This is a genomic window from Roseicyclus amphidinii (genome assembly GCF_030163755.1).
Taxonomy (GTDB): domain Bacteria; phylum Pseudomonadota; class Alphaproteobacteria; order Rhodobacterales; family Rhodobacteraceae; genus Roseicyclus; species Roseicyclus amphidinii.
Window position 1 is genome coordinate 1 of the sequence record NZ_JASJOE010000086.1, and the last position, 10,300, is coordinate 10,300.

Here is a 10,300-nt window from a genome sequence, read left to right on the forward strand (position 1 = left end):
GGGCCTCGGCCGCCTCGACGCGCATCTGCATGTCCTCGAGCGCGCCCGACGTGAAGGCCGGATCCTCGATCCGGGCCATGGCCTGCGCCTCGCCCAGGCCCACGGCGATGCGGTCCAGCGCGGCCGCCAGCCGCGCCTCGAGCATCGTCAGTTTCTCAAACTCGGCGTTGTCGCCCATCTCTGCCGTTGCCCCCGCTCTGGTCGGCGCGGGGCACGTCACCGCGCACCCCGTCTCGTTGCGCCTAGAACACCGTGCTTTCCCCAGATTTGCAAGGCCTTCCAAAGTTGCGGCGGCACTCCGGGCGGCAAATGGCACGCGCGCCTGCCTTGGAGGTTGCGCGCCCCCCCGCCTCTGCTATGAGACGACGCAACGCGCGCGCGACCCTGTTGGTCCTTGCGCCAAAGGCTGCCAGACAGGAAGGACCCCGAAGATGGACCTCACCGCCCTCGCCCAGGAACACCCCGATCATGCACGCCGCGCCGCTTGCATCCGCACGCTGGCGCTCGACGCCGTCGCGGCGGCGAACTCCGGCCATTCCGGCATGCCGATGGGCATGGCCGACATCGCCACGGTTCTCTTCGAGAAGCACCTGAAATTCGACGCGGCCGCCCCCGACTGGCCCGACCGCGACCGGTTCATCCTGTCGAACGGCCACGGCTCGATGCTGCTCTACAGCCTGCTCTACCTCACCGGCTACGAGGACATGACGCTGGAGCAGGTCAAGAACTTTCGCCAGCTGGGCGCGATCACCGCGGGCCACCCGGAATACGGCCACGCCAAGGGGATCGAGACCACCACCGGCCCGCTGGGACAGGGCGTCGCCAATGCCGTCGGCTTTGCCATGGCCGAGGAATTCCTGCGCGCCAAGTGGGGCAAGAAGCTCTTCGACCATTACACCTATGTCTTTGCCGGTGACGGCTGCCTGATGGAAGGCATCAGCCACGAGGCCATCGCGCTGGCCGGCCGTCAGGAACTGAGCCGCCTGGTCCTGATCTTCGACGACAACGGCATCACCATCGACGGCAAGGTCGAGATCGCCGACCGCACCGACCAGAAGGCGCGCTTTGCCGCCGCGGGCTGGGACGTGTTCGAATGCGACGGGCATGACCCCGCCGACATCGACCGCGCGATCACCGAGGCCAAGGCCTCCGCGCGACCCGCGATGATCGCGGCCAAGACCCATATCGCCATCGGCCACGCCGCGCAGGACACCGCCAAGGGCCATGGCGCGCTGACCGATGCCGCCCAGCTTCAGGCCGCCAAGGCGGCCTATGGCTGGACCGCGGAGCCCTTCGAGATCCCGTCCGATCTGAAGGCGTGGTGGGAAGGCGTCGGCGCACAGGGCCGCGCGGCCCGCGAGGAATGGGAGACGCGGCTGGCGCTCCTGTCCGACGGCAAGAAGGCCGAGTTCGCCCGCGCCTTCGGCCGCGAGCTGCCGAAGAAGCTGTCGGCCACGATCAAGGCGCTGAAAAAGCAGACCTCCGACGCCGCGCCCAAGGTGGCCACCCGGCAGGCCAGCCAGCAGGCGCTCGAGGTCATCAACCCGATCCTTGCCGAGCATATCGGCGGCTCGGCCGACCTGACCGGCTCGAACAACACCGACACGGCGGATCTCGGCACCTTCACCCCAGAGAACCGCAAGGGCCGTCACATCCATTACGGCATCCGCGAGCACGGCATGGCCGCCGCGATGAACGGCATGGCGCTGCATGGCGGCGTGCGGCCCTATGGCGGCACCTTCATGGTCTTCACCGATTACGCCCGCGCCGCGATCCGGCTCTCGGCGCTGATGGGGCTGCCCGTCACCTACGTGATGACCCATGACAGCATCGGGCTGGGCGAGGACGGGCCGACGCATCAGCCGGTCGAGCACCTTGCGATGCTGCGCGCGACGCCGAACCTGCTGGTCATGCGCCCCGCCGACGCGGTCGAGACCGCCGAGGCCTGGGAAGTGGCCTTGATGCAGAAGACCACGCCGAGCGTCCTGGCGCTGAGCCGGCAGGGCCTGCCGACGGTGCGGACCGAGCACAAGACGAAGAACCTTGTCGCGCAGGGCGGCTACGTTCTGGCCGAGGCTGAGGGCAAGCGGCAGGCGATCCTGCTGGCCACCGGGTCCGAGGTCGCCATCGCCATGGCCGCGCGCGACCTGCTGCAGGCCGAGGGGATCGGCACGCGGGTCGTCTCGATGCCCTGCTGGGAGCTGTTCGAGGAGCAGCCCGAGGCCTACCGCAAGCGCGTCCTGCCCGGCGGGCCGGTGCGCGTGGCCGTCGAGGCCGCGATCCGCTTCGGCTGGGACCGCTGGCTGTTCGGCGAGCGCGGTCGCCGCGAGAAATCGGGCTTTGTCGGGATGCATGGCTTCGGCGCCTCGGCGCCGGCGGGCGATCTCTACCGGCATTTCGGCATCACGGCCGAGGCCGTGGCCGAAAAGGTCAAGTCGCTGCTCTGAGGCTGGGGCGCGCGAGAGTTTTGCAAAACTCTCGCCCACGCCCTTGCAAGGGCGTGGGCAAAGCCTTGCAAGGCTTTGGGCCAGATCCTTGCAAGGATCTGGCGGGTCAGATGTCGATGCGCCGCCTGTCGCCTTCGGCGAAGCGGCGCAGCACCATCGGGTAAAGCCGATGCTCCTGTTCCAGCACGCGCGCGGCAAGCCGGTCAGGTGTATCGCCCGGCAGAACAGGCACCCGCGCCTGGCCGAGGATCGGGCCGCCGTCGAGTTCCGCCGTCACCTCGTGGACCGTGCAACCGGCCTCGGTGTCACCCGCCTCGAGCGCGCGGGCATGGGTGTGCAGACCGCGGTATTTCGGCAGGAGTGACGGGTGGATGTTCAGCATCCGCCCCTGCCAGCGCGTGATGAACGTCTCGGTCAGGATGCGCATGAACCCCGCCAGACACAGGATGTCGGGGGCATGCGCCTCGAGCGCCTCGGTCAGCGCGGCTTCGAAGCCCGCGCGGTCCGTGCCGAAGGGGCGGTGATCGACGACAGCCGTCGGAATGCCCATCGCCCGGGCCTTGGCCAGCCCCCCTGCCCCCGGCAGGTTCGACAGCACGAGGCAGGGCCGCGCGGGATGGTCGCCCGTCATGCTTTCGGCCAGCCGGACCATGTTCGACCCGCCGCCCGAGATCAGGAGCGCGACGCGCTTCGTCAAAGAAGCGCCCCGGCGTAGCGCACGCCCACGCCTGGCACGACCTGACCGATGCGATGCACCGTCTCGCCCGCCTCGGTCAGCAGCCCCGACAGCGCCTCGGCCCGGTCGGCGGCGACGACCAGCACCATGCCGATGCCGGCGTTGAAGGTCTTGAGCAGTTCCGCCTGTTCCAGCCCGCCCTCCTCGGCCAGCCAGCGGAAGACAGGCGGCAGCGACCACGCACCAAGGTCGATCTCGGCCCCCAGCCCATCCGGCAGCACGCGCGGCAGGTTCTCGGTCAGCCCGCCGCCGGTGATATGGGCCAGCGCATGCACGCCCCCCGCCCGGACCGCCGCAAGCGCCGGTTTCACGTAAAGCCGCGTGGGTGCCAGCAGCGCTTCCCCAAGCGCGCCCTCGGCGAAGGGCGACGCAGCGTCCCACGCCAGCCCCGAGCATTCCACCACGCGGCGCACCAGCGAGTAGCCGTTGGAATGGACCCCGTCCGAGCCAAGGCCCAGCAGCACATCGCCCTCGCCCACGCCCGCCGGCAGCTCCGCGCCGCGGTTCATCGCGCCCACGGCGAAGCCCGCCAGGTCGAAATCGCCCGGCGCATACATGCCCGGCATCTCGGCCGTCTCGCCCCCGATCAGTGCGCAGCCCGAGGCCGCGCAGCCCGTCGCGATCCCCTCGACGATGCGGGCGGCGGCCTCGACCTCGAGCTTGCCGGTTGCGAAGTAGTCGAGGAAAAAGAGCGGCTCCGCCCCCTGACAGACAAGATCGTTCACGCACATCGCCACGAGGTCCACGCCGATCGTGTCGTAGAGGCCGGTGTCGATGGCGATCTTGAGCTTGGTGCCGACCCCGTCGGTGGCAGCCACGAGGATCGGGTCGTCATAGCCCGCGGCCTTCAGATCGAAGAGCGCGCCGAAGCCACCAAGCCCCGACATCACACCCGGCCGCGTCGTGCGCGCGGCTGCAGGCTTGATCCGGTCGACAAGCGCGTTCCCGGCGTCGATATCGACACCCGCTTCGGCATAGGTGAGGCCGTTCTTGCGGTCGGTCATGGGCGTGTTCTCCTCGCGTTTGCGCGAGGCCCTAGCAAGACCGCGCGTCGGCGTCCATGTGCTACGTGTCTACCGGCCCGGCCCCGTGGCGGCACGCGACCCGATCCAGAGGAAAATCACCCCCATCACCGCGGTCGCCCCCACCACGAGCCCGATCTGGCCAAGGCCGTCGGCGGTGGCCAGCGCAGCGCGCATGCCCGGCAGGATCGCCGCGGGCAGCACGACCTGCACCAGCACGAAGACCCCCAGGCACAGGCCCCAGATCCGCGCCCAATCGGGCAGCCCGAGCGGCCGCGTCGCCCGGCGCACGGCCTGCATGGCGATCTCGGCCATGGGGGCGGCGGCGAGGATCACGCCGGTGGCCAGCGCGTCGGGAACCCCGGCCAGCTGCTGCAGAACCCCGAACAGGACACGCAGGCCGATGATCCACAGCAGGTAACGCAAGGCGAGATGAGACAGCGACGGCATCACGGGCCCTTTCCGGCAGGCATGGACCCGGCAATAGGCCAGCCCGGCCCGCCGGGCAAGACCACGGTGCTTGACGGTGTCGGGCGGTCTGGTAAGCGGTGGGTTCGGCGGGCCTGTAGCTCAATTGGTTAGAGCAGAGCGCTCATAACGCTTTGGTTGGGGGTTCAAGTCCCTCCGGGCCTACCGCATCACCAAAAATCAGTTTGTTCTGGCGGGGGCAACTTTGCCAAACGGGGCGTTTGGGCGAGTCTTCTTCGGGGTATTTTCTGCCACCCCCTTCCAAGTCATTGATTTTGCACCTAAGGCCTGTTGGTGCGCGGAGGCGCCTGGGCCATGACCGCCATGGTCGCAGGCCGCTCCTTCTCAGCAGGAGCGGATTGACAGGAATGCCAGCGCCATGCTTCCTCGCCCCATGGAACGCATTCAGCTCATAGGCACGTCTCTCTGACGATCGCGACTCGGACCTAGAGAGCCGGGTCATAGCTGCCTGCTGACCGAAATTGCCTTCCATGTTTTCCCATCTCCTCCTCGCAAAAGGTGCCCCGCGCGTGTTCGCGGCGCTGGCCAATGCGCCAAGCGTCTTGCCACGCCGCCTTTCGATAGGCTGCCCCTGTCCGCGTTGAACGCGCGGACCAGCCTCACCCGACATGCACATTTCCAGGAACGCGCCAGCCGTGAGTCCGGCAGCGCGGAGGATATCCCCATGCCCAAACCCTTCGACTTCGCCCCCGGCCTGCGACGGCAACCTACTCCGACGAACGAGATCGAGAAACGCCTCGGTCGATTCCTCGCCGATCTGCGGCGCCGCAAGGCCGCTGATGATGATGCGGAATCCATGCTCGACCCCGTCCCCCGCCCTGACTGGGACCGCATCGGCCGCCGCGCCCGGAAGCTGCACGAGGCGCAGCGCAAGGCGCAGAAGAACCCAAACCTCAAAAAAGAGGACTGGGAGCAGTTGAACGCCGTGTTCGAGGGCATCAGCCTGCAGGGCCCCGCGACCGACCACCGCGCCGACGAGATCGCGGCGGAACTGCTCGAGGACATGCCCTGGATGCGGCAGGCCATCGAACACATCTGGCGCGACATGCGGCTGGCCGCAGCGCGCGGTGACGGTCTTCGGTTCCGCCCCCTGCTGCTCGACGGCCCGGCCTCGGTTGGCAAGACGCGTCTTGCGCGCAGCCTTGCCACGATGAGCGGCGTGCCCGAACTCTCCATCGATCTGGGCGCAGGCACGGACGGGTTCCGCCTCGCGGGATCGACCCGGAACTGGGGCCGGTCAACGCCTGGCCGGGTGGTGGAAACCATTCTCGCGCAGCGCATCGCCAGCCCGGTGGTCTTCGTCGACGAGGTCGAGAAGGGGGGGGGTCGTGTATTCCACGAGTGGGTTCAGCACTTCCGTCATCACCTCGCTTCTGGGGATGATGGAACCCGTATCGGCCTGTCGCTGGGAATGCCCGTATTTCGCGGTGCAGTTCGACCTGACCCGGGTGAACTGGATCCTCGCCTCGAATGACATCCGGCACATATCGCGCCCGCTGCTCAGCCGCTGCAGGGTAGTGTTCCTGCGGGCCCTGACCCGGTGCGAGTTGTTCGACTTCGCCGCGCGGCAGGTCCGCAAGCGCGGGATGGACGACGGCGCCCTCGATGTGGTGGGCGCCCTCATGCAGGCGCTGCCCGACGGCCACATCGACCTCTGCCTGCGCGGCATCCTGCGGATCCTCGACGATCTGGAGGCCCTCGGGGAGATGCCGACCTTCAGCTGAGGTGCTGGCACGGACCGATGGCGACAACGGCCGACCCGGTGCTGTCGCCGTCTGGCCTCGCAAAGACCGAGACCTCCGCGACCTGCGAGGGCTGCGGCGGTCCACGGCCCCGGCGGCTTGCCGGGCCGCACCTGCAAGATCTGATTTCGAATGAGGAGAACCTACCAATGACCTTCAACAAGAAGATGACCGATGCCTCTGCCGCCGTGCTGGCGGGACCATCGCCCGACGAGATCGCGGCCAGCCCGCTTCTGCGGAACTGGTCCTTCACGATCCTGTGGAACGGCAGTCTGGCGCTGGCGGGTGTGGTGCAAGACAGCCCCGACTTCGCCGACAATGAGGCAATCGTGACCAGTCCGCTGGTTCATCTCGACCCGGCGCGCGGCATCGCCCGCACCCGGTCGCGCTGGTATCGCCTCGGCGCGATGCGCCCCGTCGAAGAGCTAACGCGTGGCGCTTTCAACCCCGACCCTGTCGCGGTCGATGCCTTTTTGCGGGCGCAACTCACCTTGCTGATCGCGGCACAACCCTTGTTCGAGGGGACCCGGTAATGGCCCATCTCTTCACCGCCGACCCGCATTTCTGGCACGCCCGCATCATCGGTTTCTGCAACCGTCCCTTCGCCTCGATCGCGGAGATGGACAGCCATATCCTGACCCGGATGCAGGCCGCCATGACGCCGGACAACGATCTCTGGGTGATCGGAGATTTCGGCTTTGGAGGACCCGACCGCGCCGAGCGGTTCGAGGGCTATCTCGCCTCAATCCCGGGCCGCAAGCACCTCGTCCGTGGCAACCACGACAAGCCCTGGATGACCCAGCTGTCGGGCTGGACCAGCGTCCATGACCTTGTCCAGATTGTCGCCGGAGAGACGGCGCTGACGCTCTGCCATTACCCGATGGTCACCTTCCCCGGGGCGCGGCACGGGGCCTTGCAGCTCTTCGGTCATGTCCACAACAACTGGCGAGGCGCGCGCAACAGCGTGAACGTCTGCGTGGATGTCTGGGATTATCGGCCGGTCGGCCTTGCCGAGATCAAGCGCAGGGCCGCCACCCTACCCGTCAATCCGCTCTGGAGCACCGTCGAACCGAGGAGTGATCTGGAATGACCGATCAAGTCATGATGGGCCGCACGCCCCGTATCCTTGTCCATGGTGACCTCCATGCCGACACTTGGGGGCGCCTTGGGGCAAGGGTGCTCGAGGAAACCGGTCTTGGACCATGGATTATGGAAAACGCCCCGGACCTCCTGATCATTGCCGGGGATATCGCCAACCATCCGACGTGGAACTGGCCCATGGCCCTGCGCGACATCGCGGAATACGTCCTGCCGGAGAAGGTCGTCATCATCCCCGGCAACCACGATTACTACCGCTTCAGCCTCGACGGGGATGACGAACTGCGGCTTATCGCGAGGCGGGCCGGGATGCGCTTTGCGCAAAAGGAAGAGATCCGCATCGGCACAGTCCGCATCTTCTGCTGCACGCTCTGGACGGATTTCGCGCTCAACGGCACCCCGGAGCTCGATGCGCGCGCCGCGCGCCAAGGGCTGAACGATTACCATCAGATCACTACAGGCCGGTCCCTTGGCACCATCGCAAGCCATAACCGGCAGATCCTGCCCGAGGATGTTCTCCGCGTTCATCACGATCATCGCGCCTGGCTCGAGGAGCGGCTCCGCGCTCCGCATTTCGCGGGGCCCGAAGGCACCACGATCGTCGTCACCCATCACGGGCCAAGCCGCGCAACCGCGGCCGGCGCGATCGACAGCCTGACCCCGGCCTTTCATTCAGATCTCGATGACCTGATCCTTGAGACGCAGCCCGATTTCTGGCTCTTCGGGCATTCCCACAGGCGCTGCCGGGCGATGGTGGGCAAGACCGATGTCCGCTGCGTGTCCATCGGCTATCCGTTCGAATGGACGCGTGGGGCCTTCGATGAGGTCACTGATTTGGCCCGGGTGCTGGGATGATGGGGACCGTGGGGTGTCGCGCGCCGGAGTTTCTGCCCGTCCAGCTGCGCCTTGACGGGCTAGGGGCCCGGTTGGCTCATGCAAGGCAGATGGGCATGGAGGCGGACGAGCGGCTGACGGAAGGTCTTTCGACCGACCTGCGCGTCCGTATCGAGGTCAGGGCCCGCACTCAGGCGATGTTCGGCATTCGCCGCGGGGTCTCCGGCCTCGTAAAGACACTCTGCCTTGAGCTCGACGGCAGCCTGCCCGATGGGGATGACTGGTATGCAGCGGCGCTGCGTCAGCTGCAGGGGGCGGGCAAAGGGCGGCGGCCCATCCTTTCCGCCGATCTCGGCGCGCAGCTTCTTGAACTCGATCTTGATCCGTCCTGTCCCAACCTCGACCTGCCCGAGGAAGAAGTGCTGGAGCGCCTGAAGGCGCAGCTGGCCATGGCGAGAGATCTGGTGCCGGGCTTTGAAGCCCTCATGGGGTCGCTCAATGCGGATTTTGCAGCCGGCTATTTGTTCGACGGCCGCCCGCCTGATCCCGAATTCACGGCAGACCACGAGAGACGTCAGGCCAATGCGGCCCGGCAGTGCGCGGCACTCGAACAGGCCTGGGCGCGCATCAAAGGTCATTGCGACAGCCTCGGCAGGCGAGTTGTCCTTTTTGGGTCCTTTCCCGAGGGACGCGTGCGTGGTCGGTCCGATCTCGACCTGTTCCTGCCTGAGACAGGTTTGCCCGACGACGCCCGCAGGCAGCTTTGGGACGCCATAGAGGATCTGGCCAAAAAAGAAGGGGTCATGGCCGATGTTCATTTCGCCGACATTTATGACGCGGCCTTCGCCGAACGGATCAAGGTCATCGTCGATGGCAGCATCCGACCGCTGCGCGTGCTGGTTACGGGAGAGCCTGAGTGATGCCCCGGCTCCTCGTTCTGGCCGATCTTCATCTCGACAAGTGGACGGCAGCCCGTCGCATTCCTCTGGCGCTCATGCCGACCGGATCGTTCGACCAGTTCGACATGGTGATCCTTGCGGGTGACGTGGTCGACAAGCCCAAGGTCCGGCTGGCCCCGGCGCTTGGGCAGATTGGCCGTTACATCCCACTCGACCGGGTTCAGGTCTTCCCGGGCAATCACTGTTTCTATGACCACGTCCTCGACGGTGAGGACCGCCTCGCTCAGATCGTGACCACCGCAGGCGCGCATTACGCCCAGTGCCGATCCCTGACCCTCGGGCAGGCCCGCATCCTGTGCTGCACCCTCTGGACTGACCTGATCCACCCGACGATCCACCCTGACATCATCGCGGCCGATCTCGAGCGCGGGATGAACGATTATCGCTACATCCGCATTGCGGGATCAGGGTATCGCCGGGCCACGCCAGGCCGCACGCGGGCGATCCATCAGCAACATCTCGCATGGCTGCGCGGGGAACTGACGCGACCTCATGACGGCCCCACGATCGTCGTGACGCATCACGCGCCGATCCTAGACCAACTGGGGACAACCGGCACGCTCCGCCACGCCTATGGGAGCGATCTGACCGGGTTCATCAGTGAGATGCGACCGTCCTGCTGGCTCTACGGGCATACCCATTAGCTGCATGCAGTTCAGATCGGCGGGACCAGTGTCCGGAACGTGTCGCTTGGGCGACCGTCCGAATTGAGCGATGCTGAAACTCGGGCACGGATCGAGGCGGGATGCATCGACCTGATGTAAGTTCCGGCAGCCAGAGTGAGATCGGCGTTTGGTTGTGGTTGCTTTCCGCCGGGCGCGACCTTGCAGTCCTGGCCCGGCCCTTGGACGAAGCCGCTCCGCGGCATTGGCGCATTGGGCTGATGGAGTGAGCCTGCCGTAACGATGCGCATTTTGCGATCTGTCCGACCTGTCTGACGCTTGGGACCTTCTCAATCGTCAGACAGGAGGTT

11 protein-coding genes and 1 tRNA gene are annotated in these 10,300 nt (G+C 66.8%); 9 read left to right on the top strand and 3 right to left on the bottom strand.

What is annotated here, in order from left to right; genetic code table 11:
• The first annotated feature begins 431 nt into the window (after positions 1–431).
• Complete coding sequence (gene tkt, locus QQK83_RS17605; RefSeq protein WP_284266497.1) at positions 432–2,447, top strand: transketolase; 2,016 nt, start codon at positions 432–434, stop codon at positions 2,445–2,447.
• A 106-nt stretch (positions 2,448–2,553) separates the two neighbouring features.
• Here the strand turns inward: tkt and purN are convergent, their stop codons facing one another.
• The 3 genes from purN to QQK83_RS17620 form a co-directional block, all read right to left on the bottom strand.
• Positions 2,554–3,144: a phosphoribosylglycinamide formyltransferase gene (gene purN, locus QQK83_RS17610; RefSeq protein WP_284266499.1), complete on the bottom strand. Its 591-nt coding sequence runs from the start codon at positions 3,142–3,144 to the stop codon at positions 2,554–2,556.
• Entirely contained in the window at positions 3,141–4,187 is a 1,047-nt protein-coding gene (gene purM, locus QQK83_RS17615; protein WP_284266501.1) for a phosphoribosylformylglycinamidine cyclo-ligase, read from the bottom strand. Before purM ends, purN begins: the two co-directional genes overlap by 4 nt.
• 69 nt (positions 4,188–4,256) lie before the next feature.
• Positions 4,257–4,655: a hypothetical protein gene (locus QQK83_RS17620; protein ID WP_284266503.1), complete on the bottom strand. Its 399-nt coding sequence runs from the start codon at positions 4,653–4,655 to the stop codon at positions 4,257–4,259.
• A 109-nt stretch (positions 4,656–4,764) separates the two neighbouring features.
• On the opposite strand from QQK83_RS17620, the gene QQK83_RS17625 reads away from it, so the two are divergent.
• From QQK83_RS17625 to QQK83_RS17660, 8 genes are all read left to right on the top strand, one after another.
• A tRNA-Ile gene (locus QQK83_RS17625) sits at positions 4,765–4,838 on the top strand.
• 520 nt (positions 4,839–5,358) lie between these two features.
• Complete coding sequence (locus QQK83_RS17630; protein WP_284266505.1) at positions 5,359–6,168, top strand: AAA family ATPase; 810 nt, start codon at positions 5,359–5,361, stop codon at positions 6,166–6,168.
• A complete protein-coding gene (locus QQK83_RS17635) occupies positions 6,143–6,418 on the top strand; it encodes a hypothetical protein (RefSeq protein WP_284266507.1) in 276 nt (91 codons plus the stop codon). Before QQK83_RS17630 ends, QQK83_RS17635 begins: the two co-directional genes overlap by 26 nt.
• Before the next feature lie 167 nt (positions 6,419–6,585).
• Positions 6,586–6,969: a DUF6634 family protein gene (locus QQK83_RS17640; protein WP_284266509.1), complete on the top strand. Its 384-nt coding sequence runs from the start codon at positions 6,586–6,588 to the stop codon at positions 6,967–6,969.
• Positions 6,969–7,526: a metallophosphoesterase gene (locus QQK83_RS17645; RefSeq protein ID WP_284266511.1), complete on the top strand. Its 558-nt coding sequence runs from the start codon at positions 6,969–6,971 to the stop codon at positions 7,524–7,526. Before QQK83_RS17640 ends, QQK83_RS17645 begins: the two co-directional genes overlap by 1 nt.
• Positions 7,523–8,389 (top strand): metallophosphoesterase, encoded by an 867-nt coding sequence (locus tag QQK83_RS17650; RefSeq protein WP_284266512.1) that lies wholly within the window; start codon positions 7,523–7,525, stop codon positions 8,387–8,389. The genes QQK83_RS17645 and QQK83_RS17650 overlap by 4 nt, the downstream gene beginning before the upstream one ends.
• Positions 8,390–8,484: 95 nt before the next feature.
• On the top strand, positions 8,485–9,288 hold the full coding sequence (locus QQK83_RS17655; protein ID WP_284266514.1) for a nucleotidyltransferase domain-containing protein: 804 nt from the start codon (positions 8,485–8,487) through the stop codon (positions 9,286–9,288).
• On the top strand, positions 9,288–9,971 hold the full coding sequence (locus QQK83_RS17660; protein ID WP_284266516.1) for a metallophosphoesterase: 684 nt from the start codon (positions 9,288–9,290) through the stop codon (positions 9,969–9,971). The genes QQK83_RS17655 and QQK83_RS17660 overlap by 1 nt, the downstream gene beginning before the upstream one ends.
• Positions 9,972–10,300 lie beyond the last annotated feature (329 nt).

Excerpts from the sequence above, each read along its gene's own strand:
- tkt (WP_284266497.1), top strand. The coding sequence starts at position 432 with ATGGACCTCACCGCCCTCGCCCAGGAACACCCCGATCATGCACGCCGC.
- purM (WP_284266501.1), bottom strand. The coding sequence starts at position 4,187 with ATGACCGACCGCAAGAACGGCCTCACCTATGCCGAAGCGGGTGTCGAT.
- QQK83_RS17620 (WP_284266503.1), bottom strand. The coding sequence starts at position 4,655 with ATGCCGTCGCTGTCTCATCTCGCCTTGCGTTACCTGCTGTGGATCATC.
- QQK83_RS17630 (WP_284266505.1), top strand. The coding sequence starts at position 5,359 with ATGCCCAAACCCTTCGACTTCGCCCCCGGCCTGCGACGGCAACCTACT.
- QQK83_RS17640 (WP_284266509.1), top strand. The coding sequence starts at position 6,586 with ATGACCTTCAACAAGAAGATGACCGATGCCTCTGCCGCCGTGCTGGCG.
- QQK83_RS17645 (WP_284266511.1), top strand. The coding sequence starts at position 6,969 with ATGGCCCATCTCTTCACCGCCGACCCGCATTTCTGGCACGCCCGCATC.
- QQK83_RS17650 (WP_284266512.1), top strand. The coding sequence starts at position 7,523 with ATGACCGATCAAGTCATGATGGGCCGCACGCCCCGTATCCTTGTCCAT.
- QQK83_RS17655 (WP_284266514.1), top strand. The coding sequence starts at position 8,485 with ATGGAGGCGGACGAGCGGCTGACGGAAGGTCTTTCGACCGACCTGCGC.
- QQK83_RS17660 (WP_284266516.1), top strand. The coding sequence starts at position 9,288 with ATGCCCCGGCTCCTCGTTCTGGCCGATCTTCATCTCGACAAGTGGACG.